Raw genomic sequence first — 22,022 nt, 5'->3', positions numbered from 1 at the left:
TGAACGTTGAACGTTGAACGGTTTTTGGAGAAAGCATGACCCGTACAAACGGCCGCGCGGCCGACGCACTCAGAGATGTGAAGATCACCCGCAACTACCTCAAGCATGCAGAAGGTTCGGTCCTGATCGAGTTTGGTGACACGAAGGTCATCTGCAACGCGACGGTGGAGGCGAAGGTGCCGTCGTTCCTGAAAGGGAAGGGGACGGGCTGGGTGACGGCGGAGTACTGCATGCTGCCGCGCGCGACCCACACCCGCAACCAGCGCGAGTCCTCCAAGGGGAAACTCTCGGGGCGCACCCACGAGATCCAGCGCCTGATCGGCCGGTCGCTGCGCGCGGTGGTGGACATGGAAAAGCTCGGCGAGCGCTCCATCCTCATCGACTGCGACGTGATCCAGGCCGACGGGGGCACCCGCACCGCCTCCATCACCGGCGCCTACGTGGCACTCGCGGACGCCCTGCAGAGCCTGGTGGACAACGGTGAACTGACCCAGAGCCCGCTGCGCGAGGCGGTGGCAGCGGTGAGCGTCGGCATCATCGACGGCGTTCCCTTCCTCGACCTCGACTATCCGGAGGACTCCAGCGCCGAGGTGGACATGAACTTCGTGATGACCTCGTCGATGCGTTTCGTCGAGGTGCAGGGGACCGCCGAGGCGGAGCCGTTCACCATCGAGCAGATGGACGCGATGCGCAGCCATGCCATGCTCGGGCTCTCCCGTCTCTTCGAACTGCAGCGGGAGGCGCTTCAGGCATGAAAGAACTCCTGGTGGCGTCGGGCAACAAGGGGAAGCTGAAGGAGTTCGCCGAACTTTTGCGCGGGGTGGTGGAAACGATCCTGTCCCCTGCCGACTTTCCGGACCTCCCGGAGGTGGTGGAGGACGGCGACACCTTCGAGGCGAACGCCATCAAGAAGGCGCTCTCGGCGGCGAGGTTCACGGGAAAGCCGGTTCTGGCCGACGATTCCGGGCTCTGCGTCGACTACCTCGGCGGCCGTCCCGGTGTCTTCTCGGCTCGTTTTGCCGGGGAGGATGCCAGTGACGCCGACAACAATACGCTTCTTCTGAAGGAGCTGGCCGGGGTGCCGCGCGAGGAGCGTACCGGCGCGTTTCACTGCGTCATCGCGCTCTGCCTCCCGGACGGGACCTGCCAGACCTTCGACGGGATGCTTGCCGGTGAGATCCTGGAGGCGCCGCGAGGCGACGGGGGCTTCGGGTATGATCCCTTGTTCCTGGTCCCGGAGTACGGGCAGACTTTCTCCGAGCTCCCCATGGACGTGAAGAACGCCATCAGTCATCGGGGAAGGGCGATGCAGATGCTCAAAGAGGCGCTGTCCTCACGCTAAGCCGCCAAGACGCGAAGAAAGAACAGAAAACCATTTAACGGGGATAAAGGGGATAAAGGGAATGGTTTAAACCTTGCCGGGACGTTATCCCTTTTATCCCAGTTATCCCTGTTCATTATGGTTCTGTTTACAGAAAAAAGATCTTGCGCAGCCGGAAACCCTGTGCTATAAACGTGGTTCTTGAATCGGGGTGTAGCGCAGCCTGGCTAGCGCACCTGCCTTGGGAGCAGGGGGCCGGAGGTTCGAATCCTCTCACCCCGACCACTCATTGCAGGGCTTTACTTCTGCGCCTGTAGCTCAGCTGGATAGAGCAACGGCCTTCTAAGCCGTAGGTCAGAGGTTCGAACCCTCTCAGGCGTGCCACAATTGAATATGGTGGGTATGGTGAAGCGGTTAACACAAACGACTGTGACTCGTTCATACGTGGGTTCGAATCCCACTACCCACCCCAACCTATAAAGACAACCCCGTTTAAAAGCGGGGTTTGTTGTTTCAGCTGTTCGATTTTGCGAGAGTGGCGGAATTGGCAGACGCACCAGACTTAGGATCTGGCACCGCAAGGTATAGGGGTTCAAGTCCCCTCTCTCGCACCAGTACTTTCGACAAAGCCTCTATCTGGACTACAGATAGAGGCTTTGTCTGTTCTGTTTATCTTCCGTTCATAAAATCAAATCCCCCCTGTCCCCCCTTTCACAAGGGGGGGACCTCAGTTCAAGTGAGCCCCTTGTGGAAGGGGAGGACCTCACTTCAAGTGAGCCCCTTTGTGGCAGCATGTATCCATGTTCTGCCGTACTGAGGAAGGTGCCTGAGTTGAAAGAAGCGTTCCGCTAGAGGGACAGGCACCTGGCGGAGCCAGTCCCTTCTGCCAGATTTACATGCATGTCCGAAAATAGCCGGTTTTTTGGGAGAGGATGTTGTATCTTCTCAAAAAGAGGTTGACGTATGGCAAGGGATGAAGAACGGATATGGTACGCGGCACTGAAGGCGAAGGACGCGCGCTTCGACGGGCACTTTTTCGTGGGGGTCGCCTCCACGGGTATCTACTGCCGGCCGATATGCCGGGCGAAACTGCCCAAGCCGGAAAACTGCACCTTTTACACAACGGCTGCTGCGGCTGAGCAGGCCGGGTTCCGCCCCTGCCTTCTGTGCCGACCGGAACGCGCCCCGGGGACCGCGCCGGTCGATGCCTCCGTCGCCCTGGTCCATCGGGCCAAGGTGTTGCTGGAAGAAAACTGCGGCAGCGGGCTGAGCCTCGATCAAATCGCCGACCACCTCGGCTGCACGGGGCGCCACATGCGCCGCGTTTTTTCGGCAGCCTACCACGTAACCCCTGTGCAATACCTGCAAACCTGCCGGTTGCTGCTCGCCAAAAACCTCCTCACCGATACCGACCTCTCGGTGATCGACGTGGCGATGGCGGCCGGGTTCGGCAGCCTGCGACGCTTCAACGACCTCTTCAAGTCGCAGTACCGCCTGGCGCCGACCGCCTTGCGTCGGCAATCGTCCAGCGCCAAAAGCCGCGACAATGCCATCGTCCTCGCCCTGGGGTATCGTCCCCCCTATCAGTGGCGGCAGATGCTGGACTTTCTCGCCCAGCGCGCCATTCCCGGGGTGGAAACGATCATCGACGGCGCATACCTGCGCACCGTGCATCTCGTCGGCTCGGAGCAGCAGCATGTCTATGGCTGGGTACGGGTGGGGCACCGGCCGGAAAACAACGTGCTGACGGTGACGGTGGACTCATCCCTTTTACCGGTATTGACCCAATTGCTGGCCCGGATCCGGCACCTCTTCGATCTGTTCTGCGATCCGCATGCGGTGTACGAAGTTCTGGGCGCGATGAACGCCATTCGCCCCGACCTATGTACGCTGGGAACCCGCCTGCCCGGTTGTTTCGATCCTTTCGAGATGGCTGTGCGGGCAGTGCTGGGACAGCAGATAACCGTTAAGGCGGCCCGGACTCTGGCCGCACGGCTGGTGGCAACCCATGGCGCTCCCGTTGCGACCGGCATCGCGGGGCTCACCCATGCGTTCCCGTCACCTCAACATGTCATCACCCTGGATGGGCCCATCGACGGACACCTCGGCCCGCTCGGCATCACCGGGGCCCGGGCGCGAACGATTCTGGAACTGGCCCGGGCCATGGCACGGGAAGAGATCGATTTCACTTTCGGCGCCGAACCGGAAAGGGAAATGAAAAAGTTGCTGGCCATTGCCGGCATCGGGCCGTGGACCGCACAGTACATCGCCATGCGAGGGATGGGGTGGCCCGATGCCTTTCCCGAGACGGATTTCGGTGTTAAAAAGGCCTTGGCGCCGCGCAGTGCGAAGGAAATATCGGCGTTGGCCGAGACGTGGCGCCCCTGGCGCAGTTACGCGACGGTCAATTTGTGGAACTCGTTGTAAGCGCACCGCTCCGGTGCCGGAGGTGGATATGATGTATGTCGCGCGTTATGCCTCCCCCTTGGGGGGAATCATGCTCGCCAGCGATGGGGACAGCCTGGTGGGTTTGTGGCTGGAGGGACAGAAATATTTTGCGGCGAGCCTGCAGGAAGGGACCGAGGAAAAGCCGGATCTGCCGGCGCTTGTCGCGGCGCGGCAGTGGCTGGACGCCTATTTCAGAGGGGAAAGGCCCGCCATCGCCGACTTGCCCCTGGCACCCAAAGGGGGATCGTTCCGCAGGGCCGTCTGGGACATCCTGTGTGAGATCCCCTACGGCAAAGTCTTCACGTATGGCGAGATCGCTAAAAGGATCGCCGCTCAGACAGGGAAGGCAACCATGTCCGCGCAGGCGGTGGGCGGGGCTGTGGGGCACAACCCGATCTCGATCATCATTCCCTGTCACCGGGTGGTGGGGACCAATGGGAGCCTGACCGGTTATGCAGGAGGCATCGACAAAAAGATCAAACTGCTGCAACACGAAGGCGCCGACCTGTCGCGATTGTGGCTGCCCGGGCAGGGAACGGCTCTTTGACGAGGTTGATCGAGGCGGGAGCGGAGAGTTTCCTCAATACTGGGCCATGGCGAGGGCCCTTTCGACTTTCACGGAGAGGGTGGCTTCGCGCAGCGGCTTGGGGATGAAATCGAAGAAGCCGCGGCGCAGGGCGGTGGCCTCTTCGTCCACCGTCGCCGTGGAGGTTATCAGGATCACCGGGACGTTGGCGGTCTCCGGGAAGGTGCGCAGACTCTCCAATACGGCGTAGCCGTTCAATTTGGGCATTTCCTTGTCCGTGATCACCAGGTCGAAGCGGTTGGACATGATCTCCTTGAAGGCTTCCATGCCGTCGCCGGCACAGACGACGTGGTATCCCTTGCGCCGGAGCGAAGAACTGATGAACTGGCTCACGGCCTGGTCGTCGTCCACGATCAACACGCTTTTCTTGTCGGAGGCTGCAGCCGGGGCCGATTTGAGATAGTGCACCTTGATGGCTATCATGATTTCGCGGTGAGTGGCCACGTAGGGGACGATGCCCACCTGATGCTCTTCGGCCAGGCCGCGCAGCACATCTGACAACGTGGGGTCGCTGATGGCAACGCCGAGCTTGCCGTCCTGAAGCTTCAACGGGAAGATCAGGTTGGCCATGGCCGCCTTGACGGGGATCATCCTGAGCAGGTCATCGGCATACCGGAAACGGTGGAAATCCCCCAGGAACTTCATGTTGTGCTGCTGCGCCAGCGCCCGGGCCAGTTCCTCCGGCGTCACCAGCTCCAACTCCTCGAGCACGGTGCCGAAGCGTTTTCCCTTCTTGCGCGCGTAGCTGACCAGTCTCTCCACGGTTACGGCGGAAAGTATCCCCCTCTCCACGAAGATCTCCCCGAGCTTTTTCCTGGTGCTGCGCTCGATGTGCGGCGCCGCCTGCTGTGCCAACTCCATGAGATCCCTTTCGGTGCCGTGACTGCCGCGTCTGGACGCAAAAAAGCCGGGGCTGAATATCGTCTGATATTTCGGCAACCCGGCTGTCTCGTGGAGACCCTTTAGGCTTTCCGCCCCATTCTCGCGAATGGTTTAGTATTATCGTTTATCATAGATTTTTTCCACCTGCTTACACTCATACGCCGCCGCTGTCAAGATCAATCAACCATCATGAAACACAGAGAGATTTGTGGTCAGTAGTGGGAGATAACTGCCACTGTGTTTACTAAAGTATCACGTCCTCGGTCCGATGAGGGGAAAGGTCGGTCAAACAGTCGACAAATTCACTTCATCAAGGAGGGACGATGAAACGACTGGTCTATCTCGTGTTGCTGTCAGCAGCGGTGGCAGGCTGTGCCACAACTACTCCCGTCGTAATCAATGACGGTGTCAGGAGCCGCGCCTTCATTCCCTGCACCACCGATTCGCTCTGCTTCCGCGACGGGTACAACGTGACCTGGGACAACTGGTGCCCCAACATCAACCGGGACTACCCGGTGTCCTACCGGCTGAAGCAGTTCGAGTACATGTCCAACCGCGTGGAGTACATCCTGCTGCCGCGCACCGAGATCGGACGCGAGGGGGGTGACCTATGAGATACGCAGCGAAGGCTTTGGTACTGGCCGCCGCGATCGGGGTTTGTTCGGCATGCGCCAACTCGGCCACCATGTGCCCCGGTCCCATGCACAAAGACGCCGACAGCTACCAGAGGGAGAGCCTCGCCTCGGACCAGCGCTACATCGTGGACGAGCCGCTGCAGGTCCAGGAGAGCCTGACACAGGTGGGCAAATTCAACGCCCGCATGATCTTCATGACCGACCAGTTGGAGAGAAACGCCGACAGGAAGAGCCTGGAGAACACCTTCATCGTCACGAGCTTCGTGAATCTCGACAACCTCAACGAGACCACCTCGTTCGGGCGTCTGATCGCCGAGGATGTCATCCACGAACTCCAGGTGCGCAAGTGGAAGGTCTACGAGGTACGGCTTGCCAAGGACACCACCGTGAACGAACAGGGGGAGTTTTCCCTGAGCCGCGACATACAGAAGATCCGCGCCCTGTACAAGATCGGCGGGGTGGTCACCGGAACCTATTCCGTTGCCGACAACCATCTCATCGTCAACGCGAGGGTCATGGACATCGGCACCGGCCTGGTGATTTCCTCAGGGCAGATCCATCTCCCCAGGAACCACTACGTCGACAGCCTGCTCTTCCGCGAGGACAAGCTGAGCACCATGAAGATCGTCGGTGACACCCCCTACAGCTGCCGGGACATCCCGACCTGCTGGGGCGGCCAGAGTACGTTAGGCGAGGGGACTCGCAAATGAAGCCTCTGCGCCTGATGCTTCTTGCCTTCATCGCCGGTTCGTTGCTGACGGGATGCGCGGGGACCCTTCCCATTACGGTGGGCGGGGACTGCCACAACAAGACCTTGCCCATGCTGCTTGACGCGACCGATATGAAGACCCTGTTCCACGACATGGCCCTGGAGCTGTGTACAGACAAGTGTGCCGACCGCCAGACATGCGGGGCGCCCGCCTCCTGCCAGGAGGAGCCCGGAGGGAGGGCGACGGTGATGGTGACCGACTTCGCCGACCTGCAAAGCCTCGTCCCGAGCCAGTCGGGGATGCTCATGGGCGAGTTGATGCGAGGCGGGCTGAACTCGGTGTGCTGCTACAAGATCGTGCAGGCGGAGTTCGCCAAGTACTTCAAACTGTCAGAAAACGGGCTGGTGGTGCTGACGCGCAGGGCCACCGAGGTGAAGAAAAACGAGTACCAGCAGCCCGAGGCGGTGGTCGGCACCTATACCTACCTGAGCAACGACAAGGTGCTCATCTTTGCGCGCAGGATGGATACCGAAACCGGCACCATCTCCAAAATGGTCACCAGGGAGCTCACCTATTCCTGCGGCGGTAGCTCCGTCATCAACTACACCGTGAAGTAAAACCGGCGCGGCCGGTACATAGAAAGGAGAAAGGCTTGTCTCATGCGGGGCGGGCCTTTTTCTTTTGGTCACTGTTTCATTATCTTGGGTACTATAGGTAACGGTTCGGCGTGTTGTGAATTGGTGCTGCAGCTGATAATCTTCAGTGTCCAATTCGCTCACACAGTCGCTCACTCTCAAGTTCGGAAACATGATGGATATTAAGACACTGATCCTTGCATTGTCGTTTGGTAACGCCATCTTCTGTTCGGTGCTTTATATCTTTCAGCGAGCCGAGGCGACAGAACAAAGAAACAGCGATTGGACCCGTGGCAAACTGTTGCAGTCCATCGGCTGGTTTCTCCTGTATTGGCGGGGTACCCTGCCCGTTGTCCTCAGTTTCACCGTCGGCAACATAATCCTGATCCTCGGCATCGCCTACGAAACATGGGCCATCCTTCGCATTGCGGGACTGGCGCTCGCCCAGAAGTTCCGCACCGCTTCCTTCATTGCCGTCATCGCCATATGCGCTGTCGTCACTCCGCTCGAAAGCAAGCTGCGCATCGCCGCCGCCTCCTTCACCGCCGCCTCGTTCTTCGCCGCAACGGGGTGGGTTCTACTCCGGCGCCAGGTCAAGAGGTCGCCCCTGCGTATCACTCTTGGCTGGAGCATCTGTTTCGTCGCCCTCATCATCGCCACCAGGAGCGTTCTGGCCTTTTCCAGCAGTGAATTCCACCTCTTCACCGACAACCTGATCCAGAAGGCGTCCTTTCTCACCATGCTGGCGGCGCTCCTCATCAACGGCTTCGGAATCCTGCTGCTCACCAAGGAGGAAGCGGACCAGGCGGTCTGCGCACTATCCAGGGAACAGCACGCCATACTGGAGGCGCTCCCCACGGGGCTTTGCATCATGAAAGACCGCGTCATCTACCGCTGCAACCCTGCCATCGACGTCATGTTCGGCTTTGCGCCGGGGGCGCTCGTGGGGCGTACGGCAGCGTGCCTGTTTGAGAGCGAGCAGAAATACAGGGAATACGGCAGGGAGATGTACGCGAGCATCGAAAGGTTCGGGTTCTTCTGGGGGGAGGTCGAATACGTGCGGCAAAACGGCGAGAAGTTCTGGGCCCTGGATCATGCCGTGCCCGTGTTCCCCGGTGTGCCTGATTCCTTCGTGGTCTTTTCCGTCACCGACATCTCTGAACAAAAGCGGCAGCAGGAACTGCTCACCAGGCAGAAGGAGGAACTCCAGGAAACCCTGGCGAGGACCAAGAGTCTCGAGGGGATGATCTCCATCTGCATGCACTGCAAGAAGATCCATGACAACAACGAGAGTTGGGAGCAACTGGAGACGTACCTGACGGAAAACTCGGATGCCCAGTTCAGCCACGGCATCTGCCCGGATTGCTACAAAAGGCATTATTCGGAGCAGTTGGGCTGTGAGTAGTGAAACCCGCGCCGGCTGGTGCCAAACGAAAAGGGTGGATGGGGAGGACAAGGGGAAGGTCAAGGCGCACCGCGTAACAGCTCGATGTGCAAAAGCTCTCACTTCGAGTGAAACGGTTTGCACCGACTTTGGGGGGAGGCGGGCGGGTACGCCGCGGTAACCGTCGGTAATGACAACCGGCGGCGAAACGGGGCGGGCATGGCACGGCTTGTGTAGAAACAGGGACAGCAGAACAATCCCTTCAAAGGAGTGCGAACCATGAAAAGAACGTTGGCGATTTATGCGGTGACCGCGATGACCCTGCTTTCATTTGCCACCCAGGGCATGGCCCGGGGCGGGATGGGAGGGGGCGCCGGCCACGGTGCCGGTCATGGCGCCGGAACGGGTGCGGGTACCGGTACAGGAACCGGTGCGGGGACCGGCACGGGAGCAGGAATGAATGCCGGCATGTCCGGTGCCGCATCGGGCGGCATGGCCGGCGGACCCAAGGGGACGCACACCAGCATGGCAGCGTCCAAAACGAAGACCTCCATGCAGCAAACGATGAAGGACAGGGCGGCCGCCATGCAGCAGGGGGCGGGGCAGGGCGCGACTCCGGCCGCTCCCTAGAGGGTAAAAAGCGCAGCGGAGCGATGCGTTGACGGGCAAGGGACAACTTGTCCGGCCGCGGAACTCACAGAACAGAACAAAAGGCTTATCTCCGGCGAGATAAGCCTTTTGTCGTGTGGGGGCGTTGTGTGAAACGAACGCTCTCACTGTCTTTCCTCTGGGGGACGGCGCGAACTGGATATTTTTTAAAGTTATGTAATAGTTGTTCCGTTTGTCCTGCGACAGTACTTCCATGGAAACTGTCAGGAGGTTGTCTGCTGCTTCAAGCCCCGGATCACTGTGACAACCTGCTCATCGCTTCATCCCACATAGCTGCAGAAGACATCCAAAGAGGGAGGTTACAGCATGCAGAAGTTGATTCGCGTCGAGCCGTCCAAGTGCATCGGGTGCAAGAACTGCGAGATGTCCTGTTCCTTCAAGCATCGAGGCGAGTTCGCCCCGAGCAAGTCCCGCATCGTGAACGAGGTGTTCATGGACGAGGCCCAGTTCATCACCGTCACCTGCATGCAGTGCAACGATCCGTGGTGTCTGAAGGCCTGCCCGAAGGGGGCCATCGACAAGGACGTCGCCTCGGGCATCGTCACCGTCGACGAGATGAAGTGCGTCGGCTGCCGTACCTGTGTCAGCGCCTGCCCGTTCGGGATGATCAAGTATCTCGACGAGACCGGCAAGGCTGACAAGTGCAACCTGTGCGGTAACGATTTCCCGGAGTGCGTCGCATTCTGCCCGACCCACTGCCTGATGTATTCGGAGGAGGACCTTCCCTTGCGGGAGAAGGTGTTGCGATTCGCCAGAACCATGAAAGACGGACAGGGGGAGGTGTGATATGGGAAACGGCTGGCACGGTAAACTGCTGCGCGTGAATCTGACCGAGAAGAGCTGCACCATAGAGCCGCTCAACCTGGAGTGGGCTGCCGCCTATGTCGGCGGCCGCGGACTGGCGTCGAAGTACCTGATGGACGAGGTCGATCCGGCGATCGACGCGCTCGCCCCCGGCAACAAGCTGATCCTCGCCACGGGGCCGCTCACCGGCACCTACGGGGCGGCCAACGGCCGGTACATGGTGGTGACCAAGTCTCCGCTCACCGGCACCATCGCCTGCTCCAATTCGGGAGGCTATTTCCCCTGCGAACTGAAGTACGCAGGCTACGACCTGGTCATCATCGAGGGGAGGGCGGAGACGCCTCTTTACCTGAAAATCCACAACGACACGGCGGAACTGGCCGACGCCTCGCACCTGTGGGGCAAGACCACCGACCAGACGGAAGATGCCATCCGCGCCGAGTTCCACGGCGACGCCAAAGTGGCCTGCATCGGTCCGGCCGGGGAGAAGCTGGTTCATTTCGCCTGCATCGTGAACGACAAGCACCGCGCCGCGGGGAGAAGCGGCGTGGGCGCGGTGATGGGGAGCAAGAACCTGAAGGCCGTGGCGGTACGCGGGACCGGCGGCGTGACGGCGGCCGACCGCGCGGCCTTTCGCGACGGCGCCCGGGAGACCTTGAAGATGCTGCGCCAGCACCCGGTTTCCGCGGAGGGGCTCCCGGCCCTGGGGACGGCGGTGCTGGTCAACATCATCAACCAAAGCGGCGCGCTTCCCACCCGCAACTCGCAGTGCGGGACCTTCGACAAGGCCGAGGATATTTCGGGTGAGCGTCTGGCCCAGACTTTCCTGAAGCGCAACAAGGGGTGCATGGGGTGCGTCATCGGCTGCGGGCGGGTGACGAGGCTCGCCGAGCCGCGCTTCTCCGGCAGCGGGGAGGGGCCGGAATACGAGACCCTGTGGTCGCTGGGGGCGGCCTGCGGCGTGTCCGACTTGGCCGCCATCGTCAAGGCCAACTACCTGTGCGACGAGTACGGCATGGACACCATCACCATGGGATCGACGGTGGCCTGCGCCATGGAGCTGTACGAGAAGGGGCTCTTGAGCGACGCCGATACCGGGATGCCGCTTCGGTTCGGCGACGGCAACGCCATGGTCCGGCTGGTGGAGCTGACCGGCAAGGGGGAAGGGTTCGGCACGAGGGCGGGGCTTGGCTCCTACCGGCTGGCCGAGAGCTGCGGGGCGCCGGAGCTGTCCATGACGGTCAAGAAACAGGAGTTTCCCGCCTACGACGGCCGCGCCATCCAGGGGATGGGGCTCGAGTACGCGACCAGCAACCGCGGCGCCTGCCACGTGCGCGGCTACCTGGTGTCGCCGGAGATCCTCGGGGTACCGGAAAAGCTCGACCCTGAGGCTATCGAGGGTAAGGCCGCCTGGGCCAAGGCGTTCCAGGACGTCACCGCGGTGGTCGATTCCGCCGGGGTCTGCCTGTTCACCACCTTCGCCATCGGCATCCCGCAGGTGACGAAGCTCTTCAACGCGGCGACCGGGCACGCCTTCACCGAGGAGCAGATGATGGAGGCGGGGGACCGGATCTACACCATGGAGCGGCTCTTCAACCTGAAGGCGGGGATCGACCCGTCCCAGGACACCCTGCCCAGGCGCATCCTCAGCGAGCCGCTGCCGGACGGGCCCATGAAGGGGGCGGTGTCGCGCCTTCCCGAGATGCTGTCGGAGTACTACCGGGTCCGGGGGTGGGATGAGGGGATCCCCAGCGCGGAGAAGGTGAAGGCGCTCGGGCTTTCGTAGCCGCTTCTTTCAGCTCAGCCACCTTACTCAAGCACTAAGGGGACTGGCACCTGCGGAGCCAGTCCCCCCTCCCTCGCAAGTACCAAGGGGACTGGCACCTGGCGGAGCCAGTCCCCCTCCGGCTCACACAGGAGGTTTGTTACATGCAGCAGTTCGATATCGTTATCGTCGGCAACTCGGCGGCCGGGCTGCAGGCGGTGCGCACCATCCGCCGCCACTCGAGCCGGGTCAGCGTCGCGCTGGTGGACCGGGAGGCGTGCCCGGCCTATTCCCGGGTGCTGACGCCATACTTCATCGGCGGCAAGACCGCCAGGCAAAACCTCTTCATCGCGGACGACGCTTTCTACCGTGACATGGGCGTGACCACGTTGTTCGGGCAGGCGGCACTCTCGGTCGATCCGGACCGGCGCGAGCTCCGGCTGGCCGACGGCAGCTCGCTCGGCTTCAATGCACTCCTCCTCGCCCTGGGCAGCGAGGCGCGCCCCTTCAAGCCGGGGAGTGAGCGGGTCAGCACCCTGCGCCACCTGGCTGACGCGGACCGGCTCGCTGCGCTTTTGCAACCGGCGCGATGCGTCACCGCGCTGGGAGCCGGGCTGGTCAGCGTCCCGGTGCTCTCCCACCTCTCGCCGGAGGTCGAGCGTCACCTGGTGGTCGGATCGGACCGGATCTTCAGCCGGCTACTCGATGCCGAGTCGGCGGCCGTTCTGGAGGAGCATTTCCAGGCATCAGGGGTGACGCTGCACAAGCGCGAGGAGATCAGCGAGGTGCTGGAGGGGGAGCGGCTGCGGCTGTCGCTGGCATCGGGCAAAAACCTCGATACCGACGCGCTGCTGGTCGGCAAGGGGGTGCTGCCCAACACCCTCCTCGCCCGTGAGGCGGGCCTTGCCGTCTCCGACGGCATCCTCGTCGACGACTGCTGCCGGACCAGCTGTCCCGCCATCTTCGCCGCCGGGGACGCGGCGCAGGGGAGGGACTACGTGACCGGGGAGACCACGGTCCAGGGGAACTGGATCACGGCGGTCGAGCAGGGGGAGGTTGCCGCGCGCAACATGCTCGGCTTGAACCAGCTCTACGAAGGGAGCATGAAAAACAACATCACGGAGGTCTTCGGGCTGGACGTGGCCGCCATCGGCTGCTGCTCCGACGCGGTCGGGCGGACCGTGGTGCACGGCTCGCTCGCCTCCCGCCGCTACCGGAAGATCTTTCTGGACGAAAAGGAGCGGGTCGTCGGTGCCGTCCTGATCGGCGAGACCAACGATTCGGGCGTCTACTACCAGATGGTGCGGGCACGGCTCCCCTTCCCGGGGCGGCGGCTCATGCAGGGGGACGCCGGTTACGCCGCCTTCACCCGCCGGATCGCCTGAGGGGGCGCGCGATGGTACGGCTCCAGTTTTACGGCACGCTGCGGCTCGCCTTGTCCGGCAGGGAATACGCCGAGCTCCCCTGGCGCGAAGGGGACACCGTGGGGGCGCTCCTGGAGCGCTTCCAGGCGGGCGAGCCTGTCCCGGTGACCGGGAAGCTCGTCAGCGGGGAAAACCTGCTGCGCGCCGGGACCATCATCCTTTTGAACCGGAGGAACATCCTGCACCTGGAAAAGCTGGAGACGACGGTGAAGGACGGGGATGTGCTGGCGCTCTTTCCTCCGGGAGCGGGAGGATAGGCGATGGACGACCGCTACGCCAGGCAGCGACTCTTCTGGGGGGATGAAAAACAGTGTCTGATCGCCTCGAGCACCCTGCTCGTGGCCGGCGTCGGCGGCCTGGGTGCCACCGTGAGCCAGATCATGGCGCGCGCCGGGGTGGCCCGCATGCACGTAGTCGACGACGGCACGGTGGAGCTGTCCGACCTGCACCGGCAGAGCCTGTACGGGGAGTGTGACCTGGGGAGAAAAAAGGTGCTGGTGGCGTGCGAGCGGCTGCAGGCGATCAACTCGGCCGTGGAGGTAGTGGGGCACGACACGAGGATAGAGGGCGGCTTCCGCCTGCCCGGGGATTGCACGGTGGTCGCCGACTGCTTGGACAACTTCACCGGCCGCTTCGCCCTCTACGGCGCGCTTCCGGCCGGGTGCCGCTTCATCCACGGCGGCGTGCAGGGAGATCGCGGGCAGGTGCTGACTCTGGTGAAGGGGGAATCCCAACCGCTCGAGGAGATCTATGCCGGCAGTCGTCAGCCCGCGGGGCCTATCGAGGTGACCCCCTACGGCGTATTCGTGGTGGCGGGGCTTATGTGCAACGAACTGTGCGACGTCATGGCGGGAACGCCGAGGCTTTTGAACCGCCTGCTGGTCGCCGACCTCACCGATCTTTCCCTTTCTTTTGTCGAGGTGTGATTCCCGGGGCGGGCCCTGTTGAGGGGGATTGCCTATGGCCGGATCGGGAGGCGGACCGTTACCCTGGTTCCCTTGCCCGGCTCGGATTCGAAATCCAGACTGCCGCCATGCTCTTTGACGATGGACGAGGAGATATACAGGCCCAGACCGGTCCCCCCCTTGTTGATCCTCATGGTGAAAAATGGCTCGGTGAGGCGCGCCAGCACCTCCTCGGACATGCCGTCCCCCTGGTCTTCGACGCTCACGTTCACCGTCTGCCGCCCCTCGTCAAACCAGGTCCGAACCGTCACCCCGGCTTGCTTGTCGGGCAGTGACTGCAGCGCGTTCATGACCAGGTTGATCACCACCTGGTCAATCTGCTGTTGGCTTCCCTGTACGGCGGGGAGGTTCTGCCCAAGTTCCGTCCGGTAGCAGTCGGTGTTGCGCTGGATGTGGTGCCACAGCATGGCGGCGGCGTTCTCCGCGGACCGGTTCACGTCGATGGTCCCCTGCATGTCCAGTTCGGCCGGCTTGCTGAAGTTCTTCATGTCGCGCACGATCTTGTCGATCTGCAGCGATCCCTCCCGGATGCCGTCGTGCAGCTTGGGGACCATATCCAGGACCTCGTCGTAGGAGAATCCGCCCAGGTCCAACTCTCCCTGTCCCTCGCTGAGTGTCTTCAACTGCGCCAGGGCGTCCCGGGTGATCTGGGTCAGCACGGTGTTGTTGATGGAGATGCAGTGGTTGGGGTTGTTGATCTCGTGCGCGACGCTGGAAACCAGCATCCCCAGGGAGGTCATCTTGTTGGTCTGGATCAGCTTGGCCTGGGTGGCCCGGATCTCCTGCTCCATGCGGAGCTTCTCGGAGATGTCCCGGATCGAGCAGAGCAGCAGCTCCTCGTCCTTGAGCATGATCCTGGTGCCCCGCAGGGAGATGATGATCTTCTCGCCTCCCGTCTTGTAGCTCACCGCCCGCTGCAGGAATCCCTGCGAGATGTTGTGCTGGGCGAGCTCGGTCCTGATCTTGTCCAGGTCCGCGGGGGCGATGAGGGTGTCGATACGGAGCGAGGGGAGTTCCTCGCGGCGCAGCCCGTAGAGTGTGAGCGCCGCGGGGTTGGCGTCGATCACCTGCAGGGTCTCCAGCTTCATGAGGATGACCGGGTCGTCGTTTTGCACGAAGAGCTGGTAGAAACGCTCCTCGCTCTCCTTGAGTGCACTCTTGGCGCGGGCGAAGTCGGTGATGTCGCGTCCTTCCGCGACCAGGTAGATGACCGCACCGGCCTCGTCCCGGATCGGGGAGAGGGAGAAGTCGACGTGGTGCAGCTCTCCCTCGTGGTCCAGGTGGGTCGTTTCGAAGCGGGCGGGGACCCCCTGGCCGCCGGTGGCGATGGCGGCCCGCAGCCGCTCGCGCAGTTCCGGGTCGTGGCGCCACCACGGGGTGTCCCAGTAAGGGACGCCCAGTACCTCCTCCTTCTTGGCCGCGACCAGGGCGAGTGAGGTGCGGTTCGCGTCGACCAGTGTCCCGTCCGGGGTCAGGAGCCCCTGGTAATGGAAGGCGTGGTCGGTGACCGAGCGCAGCAGCCGCTCTCCTTCAACGAGTTGCTGCTCCCGGTACTGGATCTCGTCCGCCATGCTCAAAAGGGCGCCCGCCAACTGTTCGACCTCGGCAATCTCGCCGGGGGGCCATGGAATAGCCTTGTGGCCGGCGGCGACCCTGCGGGCGAAACCGGCCAGTTCCTCGAGGCGGCGCGACAGGCGGCGGGCCAGAAAGAGCGAGGCGGTCAGGGCCAAAAGGAGCGCGGCGGCGGCACCGGCCGCCACGTTGTGCGTGGTGATGACCACGGAGCGGTAGGCGCTCTGCACGGGCTGGGCGACCAGGATGTACCAGCCGATGTGCGTGGAGCGCATAACTGTGCCGACCAGGGCGCGTCCCTGCAGCCTGAACTCGCCGCTCACCGGGTGGTCGGCGGCGAGTGCGGTGCGCACCAGGGGGATGTCGCCCACGAAGCGGGGAGGATCACGTGAAAGGTCACCCTGGTCGGCGATTACCTTGCCGTTGTGGTCGATGAGGATGATCACCTGTCCCGCGCTCCCGACGATGTCGCGCATGGAGCCGACCAGCTTGGCGAGGTCGATCTCTCCGATGACGACCAGGTTGCCGCTGGGGACCCCGACCGCGATGGACACCCCCTTGCCGAAGGCGGAAGGGAACGTGTTGGACCAGACCGCCTTGCCCAGGCGCCGGGTGTCACGGAAGAGCTGTTCGTGGGCCAGGCTGGTCCGCTCCAGGGTCAGGTGGTCCTGCAGGGTGTGGCGGTGGTCCTTCGGGATTCCCGCCGCCTTGATGCGGCCGTCGGGGAGCGCGGTATAGAGCAGGTTGAGCGACGCGGACGCCTCCACCTCGGCATCGAGGATCTCCTGCAGGTCGGCGAGGTAGGCCGGCCGGTGCAGGGGAAGGGCGGCGACCGCCCTGACGTCGGTGAGCGCGGCGGTGAGGTAGTTGTCCATGGCGACCCCGAACGCGCGCGCCATTTCGCGCTGCCCCGTCGCCACGTCCTGGGTGATGTGGGGGAGCAGCAGGAAAACGTTCAAAAAGACGACCAGCAGGAAGGGGATCACGGCCAGAAAGGTCGATTGCAGCGACAGTATCCTGCGAAAACGGTGGGTGGGCACGGGGCTCCTCACGATTAGGCCTCCCACAGGGGAAGCCGCCATGGCAATCGGTACGAAAAAAATTCTTTTGCTTTTAGCATTTTGACGCTAAGCTGGCAAACACTCATTTGACTATTAGCATTAGCGGATGGCAAGCGGCAGCGGAGAGTACATGTCAGTACAGGGAAACAACAAGGGCGCGGCAGACCTGATCCTATTGGTGGACGACGAGCCCCAGATACTGTTCGGATCGTCCGTGATGCTGCGGCAGGCGGGGTTCGGGCGGGTGAGGACGCTGGACGACATCCGCCAACTCTTGCCGCTTTTGGCGGAGGAACAACCGGGGGTGATCGTACTCGACCTGCAGATGCCTTACATCTCGGGTAAGGAGATGCTCGGGGAGCTCGGCTGCGGGTATCCGGGCATTCCGGTGATCATCGTCACGGCGGCCAACGAGTTGGAAACCGCCATCGACTGCATGAAGCTCGGGGCCTTCGACTACATCGTCAAGCCGGTCGATTCCACCCGGTTCATCACCAGCGTCAGGAAGGCGCTGGACCGCAACACCATGCAACGCGAGATCGAGTCGCTGCGCGAGTCGCTTTTGACCGGCAGGCCCGCCAACGAGGAGGCCTTCTCCGGTATCAAGACCAGGAGTCCGCGCATGAAGGCGATCTTCAGCTATCTGGAGGCGGTGGCTCCCACCGAGCAGCCGGTGCTGATCACGGGCGAAACCGGCGTCGGCAAGGAACTGATCGCGCGCGCCCTGCACGAGCTGAGCGGGCGCCGGGGGGCCTTCGTCCCGGTCAACAGCGCGGGCGTCGATGACCACATCTTTTCCGACACCCTCTTCGGGCACAAGAAGGGGGCCTTCACCGGCGCCGACCACGCTCGCGACGGCATGATCGTCCGTGCCGCCGGGGGGACGCTCTTTCTCGACGAGATCGGGGAGATGTCCCTTCCCACCCAGGTGAAGCTCTTGCGCCTTTTGCAGGAAGGGGAGTACTACCCGCTTGGGGCCGACCACCCCTCCGCCAACCAGGCCCGCGTGGTGGTGGCGACCAACCGCGACCTCTCCGCGGCCATCCACGAGGGGAGTTTTCGCCGCGACCTCTACTACCGGCTTTGCGCCCACCAGGTGCACATCCCCCCGCTGCGCGAACGGACCGAGGACATCCCGCTGCTTTTGGAGACCTTCGTGGAGGAGGCGGCGCACACGCTGCACAAGGAGGTCCCGGAGTACCCGTACGAACTGGCGAGTCTCCTCACCGGCTACAGCTTCCCGGGCAACGTGCGGGAACTGCGCGCACTGGTCTTCGACGTGGTGACCCGGCACCAGAGAGGGAAGCTTTCCCTGGCTCCCTTCCGCGACTCCATCGGGGTGGGGCTTCCGGCCCTGGCCCCGGATGCCGACGATGGGGGGGGATGGCTGAACCTTGCCGCAGGGTTCCCCACCTTGGCGCAGCTCACCCAAAGCCTCATCGAAGCAGCGCTCAAGCGCTCGGGGGGGAACCAGAGGGCCGCAGCGGAACTTTTGGGGATCAGCCGCCAGGCGCTCAATCAGAGAATTAGCAAGAAATAATGTAATACAACCGATTATTTAGCCCCAAGATCCGTTCCCTCCACTGCCGCATCCCATCTTAAGGGCAAGATTTCTTGCCCTGTCAACTTTTCTTGCTACTTCGTGTAAACGCTTGCTGTTTAATGAAAACTTCGGCTGCTCTGCTCCGCCTGTCAAGGTTTCTTGCTCCCGTCAGCGTCCCCCCCCATACTTCGATTTCTTTGCAAGTGCCGTCCAGTAGGGAAATCCGCAGGTTTCTCCGTGCTGGCACGGCACTTGCCAGTCCGGTGACGTGCGGGATGAACCGCATTCCGGTAAGCCGCTCTGCCGCTCCCGCCTTTGAGGCCTAGATGCGCGAACGGCGGAATAGTCGAAAGGGAAAACGAGGTGCACGATGCTTAAGAAGGTGCTGGTAGTCGATGATTCGGAAATGATCCACAAGATGTACCGCCTGGTTTTGAACCGCTATAACTGCGAGATTCTCGACGCCATGGACGGGCAGCAGGCGCTCGACCTTCTGGAGAGGCACCAGGACGTCCAGCTCATCCTGCTCGACATCAACATGCCGGTGATGAACGGTGTGCAGTTTCTGGAGAAGGCCGGCGCGCTCGGCTACACCCGCAGGATTCCGGTCGTCATCATCAGCACCGAAGGCAAGGAGAGCGATACCATCCGCGGCCTGCAGTTGGGCGCGAAGGGATACGTCAAGAAGCCCTTCAACCCCACCCTGCTGCACGAGCTGATCGATAAGCTGCTCACCTCCGGCGCCGTCGCCGACCTCGACCAGCGCCGCTGCGCCAATATCCTGTAACGCCACGGCCGCGGCCGTCCGGGCCCGCCGGCACTCGATGCCGGGAGGCGCCATGCATGGAAAGGGAATGAGATGATGTTGAACAAGGTTCTCGTAGTCGACGATTCGGCGCTGATCCACCAGATGTACCACCTGGTCCTGGCGCGCTACCGGTGCCAGGTGCTCGACGCCAAAAACGGGCAGGAGGCCCTTGACATCCTGGCGCAGCAGGACGACGTGCAGCTCGTGCTTTTGGACATCAACATGCCGGTGATGAACGGGGTGCAGTTTCTGGAGAAGGCCGCGGCGCTGGGGATTACCGAGCGGGTCCCGGTGGTCATCGTCAGCACCGAGGGGAAGGAGGCCGACACCGTGCAGGGGCTCAAGCTGGGCGCGAACGGTTACCTGACCAAGCCCTTCACCCCGAGCCAACTGCACGAGGTGATCGTAAAGGTACTGCAGGCGAGCGAGACCTGCGTGGAGCAGGTCAAGGAGACGGCCCTTGAGCGGTGAGTGCGATTTCACGGCCCTGATCGGAGACTTCGTCGAGGACGCCGGCGGGCACCTGGACGCGGTGGAAGGATTTCTCCTCGAACTGGAGCGGCGCGCTCCCGACGGCTGCGACGGCGAACTGGTCACCCTGATCCAGGGGCACCTGCATACCCTCAAGGGAAACTCCGGCATGATGGGGCTTGTCCCGCTGCAGCAGTACGTGCACCGGCTGGAAGAGGTGATGAAGGAGACCGGCGCCGGCGTGCTCGCGCTGGGCCCCGCCCTCTTCGGCGCCCTCTACGGCGGCATCAACGCGCTCCGTTCCGCCCTGTTTCGCTTCGCCGAGTCTCCTGACACCGGGCTCGACTTCGCCGTCGAAGAGAGCGCCCTCGAAGCGCTGCGGGCCGCACCTGAGGCCGCGACCCGCCCCGCGCCGGAACCCGCAACCGAACCCGCAGCCGCCACGGCAAACGCACCCGCAGCCGCACAGACCGCACCGGCAACGGCGACCGCAACCACCGCCGCACCGGCCGCCGACCCCGTCCCTTCCCGCTCCGCCACCCCGGCGCAGTTCGGCTACATCACCCAGAAAAGCAGCACCTTGAAGGTGAACTTCGAGAAGCTGGACGAACTTTTGAACCTCATGGGGGAGCTGGTCATCCAGCGCACCGCCCTCGCCACCCTCGAAAAGCGTCTGCGCGAGCAGGTGACCGACCGGGAGCTCCTGAACGCCTTCAACGAGACCAGCCAGCTGATCGGCAAGAGCACCGACGATCTGCGCCAGTCCATCATGAAGGTGCGCATGCTCCCGGTGAAGAGCGTGTTCCAGCGCTTCCAGCGCCTGGTACGCGACCTCTCGGTCAGCCACGGCAAGGAGGTGCGCCTGCTCCTAACCGGGGAGGATACCGAGCTGGACAAGACGGTCCTGGACGAGATCGGGGAGCCCCTGTTGCACCTGATCAGAAACGCCGTGGACCACGGCCTGGAGACCCCCGCTGAACGGCGCGCCCGCGGCAAGCAGGCTGCCGGCACCCTGACGCTCGGGGCGCGCCACGAGAGCAACCACATCGTCATCTCCGTTTCCGACGACGGCGGCGGCATGGACCCGGAGGAGATCCGGAAAAAGGCCGTCGCCCGCGGCGTGCTGGAGCCGGAAGCGGCCCGGGCCATGAGCGAGGCGGAGCTTTTGCAACTGGTCTTCGTCCCCGGCTTCTCGACCAGGAGCGAGGTGACCGAGACCTCCGGCCGCGGCATCGGGCTCGACGTGGTGAAGAAGATTGTCTCCTCCTTGAACGGCATCATCGAGATCGAGTCGAAGGTCGGGCGCGGCACCACCTTCACCATGATGCTCCCCCTGACCCTGGCCATCATCACCGCGCTGATGGTGGAGGTGGCGGGCGAGACCTACGCGGTGCCGCTCTCCGGAGTGCTGGAGAGCGTCCAGGTGCAGGCGGAGGAGTGCCACGACACCGGCAGCGGCGAGGTGATCATGCTGCGCGACCGGGTGCTCCCCCTGTACCGGCTGGACCGCTTCTTCGGCCGGGAGAGCGCCGAGCAGCGGGAGCAGGAGTACGTGGTGGTGGTCGCCAGCGGCGACAAGAAGGGGGGACTCGTGGTGGACCGGCTGGTCGGCCAGCAGGAGATCGTCATCAAGGGACTGGACGACTACCTGGGCGAGCTGCCCGGGATCTCCGGCGGCACCGTGCTCGGCGACGGCAGGGTCTCGCTCATCATCGACATACCTTCGATACTGGGGCGCTGACCCCGTAAGGCGTAAGTAGAAATCGCAAAGGAGAAAGGCATGGCAGAGCAATTTATCCTCCCCAGCTCCGGGCTCGCCGAAGACGTGCTGGCCCGGTTCATCGAACAGGCCCAGGAGGAGGTGGACCGGGGTACGGTGCTGAACTCCGCCGCCCAGGGGGGCGGGACGCTGCAACTGGTCACCTTCCGGCTGGGCAAGGAGGAGTATGGCGTCGACATCAACAGCGTCCAGGAGATCATCCGCGGGGGCGGCATCACCGAGGTCCCCGGTGCCCCCTCCCACGTCGAGGGGGTCATCAACCTGCGCGGCAAGATCATCCCGGTAGTGAACCTGCGCCGGCGTTTTGCCCGCCCCGACATCGAGGCAAACGAGGAACAGCGCATCGTGGTGGTGGAACTGGGCGAGAAGCGCCTGGGGATGCTGGTCGATTCGGTGCGCCAGGTGATCCAGTTCTCGACCAGCCTCGTGGAGGAGATGCCCGAGGACGCCACCACCCCCGAGGCGAGCTACATCCGGGGCATGGCGAAGCTCGACACCCGCCTGGTCATCATCTTGAACCTCAACCGCGCACTGCTGCTCTAGCACGGGGCACTACCAG

At 63.0% G+C, this 22,022-nt stretch carries 21 protein-coding genes, 4 tRNA genes and 1 riboswitch; of the genes, 23 read left to right on the top strand and 2 right to left on the bottom strand.

Annotated features, from left to right (window positions below):
* Positions 1-35 precede the first annotated feature (35 nt).
* From rph to KP004_RS14205, 8 genes are all read left to right on the top strand, one after another.
* A complete protein-coding gene (gene rph, locus KP004_RS14240; protein WP_216799174.1) occupies positions 36-755 on the top strand; it encodes a ribonuclease PH in 720 nt (239 codons plus the stop codon).
* Complete coding sequence (locus KP004_RS14235; protein ID WP_216799173.1) at positions 752-1,342, top strand: XTP/dITP diphosphatase; 591 nt, start codon at positions 752-754, stop codon at positions 1,340-1,342. The genes rph and KP004_RS14235 overlap by 4 nt, the downstream gene beginning before the upstream one ends.
* 186 nt (positions 1,343-1,528) lie before the next feature.
* Positions 1,529-1,606: transfer RNA gene (locus KP004_RS14230), tRNA-Pro, on the top strand.
* Positions 1,607-1,628: 22 nt separating this feature from the next.
* A tRNA-Arg gene (locus KP004_RS14225) sits at positions 1,629-1,705 on the top strand.
* A 12-nt stretch (positions 1,706-1,717) separates the two neighbouring features.
* Positions 1,718-1,793 (top strand) — tRNA-His (locus KP004_RS14220).
* Between the two features lie 57 nt (positions 1,794-1,850).
* Positions 1,851-1,935, top strand: a tRNA-Leu gene (locus KP004_RS14215).
* Between the two features lie 349 nt (positions 1,936-2,284).
* A complete protein-coding gene (locus tag KP004_RS14210; RefSeq protein WP_216799172.1) occupies positions 2,285-3,748 on the top strand; it encodes an AlkA N-terminal domain-containing protein in 1,464 nt (487 codons plus the stop codon).
* Between the two features lie 28 nt (positions 3,749-3,776).
* Complete coding sequence (locus KP004_RS14205) at positions 3,777-4,316, top strand: methylated-DNA--[protein]-cysteine S-methyltransferase (RefSeq protein ID WP_216799171.1); 540 nt, start codon at positions 3,777-3,779, stop codon at positions 4,314-4,316.
* 33 nt (positions 4,317-4,349) lie between these two features.
* Here the strand turns inward: KP004_RS14205 and KP004_RS14200 are convergent, their stop codons facing one another.
* Positions 4,350-5,216, bottom strand: a complete 867-nt coding sequence (locus KP004_RS14200) for a response regulator (protein WP_216799170.1) — start codon at positions 5,214-5,216, stop codon at positions 4,350-4,352.
* Between the two features lie 70 nt (positions 5,217-5,286).
* Positions 5,287-5,363, bottom strand: a riboswitch (cyclic di-GMP riboswitch).
* 197 nt (positions 5,364-5,560) lie between these two features.
* Between KP004_RS14200 and KP004_RS14195 the strand changes: the two genes are divergently transcribed.
* From KP004_RS14195 to KP004_RS14150, 10 genes are all read left to right on the top strand, one after another.
* Positions 5,561-5,851: a hypothetical protein gene (locus KP004_RS14195; protein ID WP_216799169.1), complete on the top strand. Its 291-nt coding sequence runs from the start codon at positions 5,561-5,563 to the stop codon at positions 5,849-5,851.
* Positions 5,848-6,582 (top strand): FlgO family outer membrane protein, encoded by a 735-nt coding sequence (locus tag KP004_RS14190; protein WP_216799168.1) that lies wholly within the window; start codon positions 5,848-5,850, stop codon positions 6,580-6,582. The genes KP004_RS14195 and KP004_RS14190 overlap by 4 nt, the downstream gene beginning before the upstream one ends.
* Positions 6,579-7,199 (top strand): FlgO family outer membrane protein, encoded by a 621-nt coding sequence (locus tag KP004_RS14185; RefSeq protein ID WP_216799167.1) that lies wholly within the window; start codon positions 6,579-6,581, stop codon positions 7,197-7,199. Before KP004_RS14190 ends, KP004_RS14185 begins: the two co-directional genes overlap by 4 nt.
* 193 nt (positions 7,200-7,392) lie before the next feature.
* On the top strand, positions 7,393-8,622 hold the full coding sequence (locus tag KP004_RS14180; protein WP_216799166.1) for a PAS domain-containing protein: 1,230 nt from the start codon (positions 7,393-7,395) through the stop codon (positions 8,620-8,622).
* A gap of 258 nt (positions 8,623-8,880) precedes the next feature.
* The gene (locus KP004_RS14175) at positions 8,881-9,231 is read left to right on the top strand and encodes a hypothetical protein (protein ID WP_216799165.1); all 351 of its coding nucleotides are present in this window, start codon (positions 8,881-8,883) and stop codon (positions 9,229-9,231) included.
* A gap of 345 nt (positions 9,232-9,576) precedes the next feature.
* The gene (locus KP004_RS14170) at positions 9,577-10,056 is read left to right on the top strand and encodes a 4Fe-4S dicluster domain-containing protein (RefSeq protein ID WP_216799164.1); all 480 of its coding nucleotides are present in this window, start codon (positions 9,577-9,579) and stop codon (positions 10,054-10,056) included.
* Between the two features lies 1 nt (position 10,057).
* Positions 10,058-11,860, top strand: a complete 1,803-nt coding sequence (locus KP004_RS14165; RefSeq protein ID WP_216799163.1) for an aldehyde ferredoxin oxidoreductase family protein — start codon at positions 10,058-10,060, stop codon at positions 11,858-11,860.
* Positions 11,861-12,003: 143 nt separating this feature from the next.
* Positions 12,004-13,224: an NAD(P)/FAD-dependent oxidoreductase gene (locus tag KP004_RS14160; RefSeq protein ID WP_216799162.1), complete on the top strand. Its 1,221-nt coding sequence runs from the start codon at positions 12,004-12,006 to the stop codon at positions 13,222-13,224.
* Positions 13,225-13,235: 11 nt separating this feature from the next.
* Positions 13,236-13,520, top strand: a complete 285-nt coding sequence (locus KP004_RS14155) for a MoaD/ThiS family protein (protein WP_216799161.1) — start codon at positions 13,236-13,238, stop codon at positions 13,518-13,520.
* Positions 13,521-13,523: 3 nt separating this feature from the next.
* Positions 13,524-14,189 (top strand): HesA/MoeB/ThiF family protein, encoded by a 666-nt coding sequence (locus tag KP004_RS14150; RefSeq protein WP_216799160.1) that lies wholly within the window; start codon positions 13,524-13,526, stop codon positions 14,187-14,189.
* A 32-nt stretch (positions 14,190-14,221) separates the two neighbouring features.
* On the opposite strand, the gene KP004_RS14145 is transcribed toward KP004_RS14150, so the two are convergent.
* A complete protein-coding gene (locus KP004_RS14145) occupies positions 14,222-16,852 on the bottom strand; it encodes a PAS domain S-box protein (protein WP_216799159.1) in 2,631 nt (876 codons plus the stop codon).
* A 139-nt stretch (positions 16,853-16,991) separates the two neighbouring features.
* On the opposite strand from KP004_RS14145, the gene KP004_RS14140 reads away from it, so the two are divergent.
* The 5 genes from KP004_RS14140 to KP004_RS14120 all read left to right on the top strand — a co-directional run bounded on the left by KP004_RS14140 (position 16,992) and on the right by KP004_RS14120 (position 22,006).
* Positions 16,992-18,401 (top strand): sigma-54-dependent transcriptional regulator, encoded by a 1,410-nt coding sequence (locus KP004_RS14140; RefSeq protein ID WP_216799158.1) that lies wholly within the window; start codon positions 16,992-16,994, stop codon positions 18,399-18,401.
* Positions 18,402-18,774: 373 nt separating this feature from the next.
* The gene (locus KP004_RS14135; RefSeq protein WP_216799157.1) at positions 18,775-19,191 is read left to right on the top strand and encodes a response regulator; all 417 of its coding nucleotides are present in this window, start codon (positions 18,775-18,777) and stop codon (positions 19,189-19,191) included.
* 72 nt (positions 19,192-19,263) lie between these two features.
* Positions 19,264-19,683, top strand: a complete 420-nt coding sequence (locus tag KP004_RS14130) for a response regulator (RefSeq protein WP_239026817.1) — start codon at positions 19,264-19,266, stop codon at positions 19,681-19,683.
* A complete protein-coding gene (locus KP004_RS14125) occupies positions 19,673-21,424 on the top strand; it encodes a chemotaxis protein CheA (protein WP_239026816.1) in 1,752 nt (583 codons plus the stop codon). Before KP004_RS14130 ends, KP004_RS14125 begins: the two co-directional genes overlap by 11 nt.
* Positions 21,425-21,463: 39 nt before the next feature.
* Entirely contained in the window at positions 21,464-22,006 is a 543-nt protein-coding gene (locus tag KP004_RS14120; protein ID WP_216799156.1) for a chemotaxis protein CheW, read from the top strand.
* The last annotated feature ends 16 nt before the right edge of the window (positions 22,007-22,022 follow it).

This window comes from Geomonas oryzisoli, from assembly GCF_018986915.1.
GTDB lineage: Bacteria > Desulfobacterota > Desulfuromonadia > Geobacterales > Geobacteraceae > Geomonas > Geomonas oryzisoli.
Note: the sequence above shows the minus strand (reverse complement) of the source record. Positions and strands in the feature narration are given on the sequence as shown.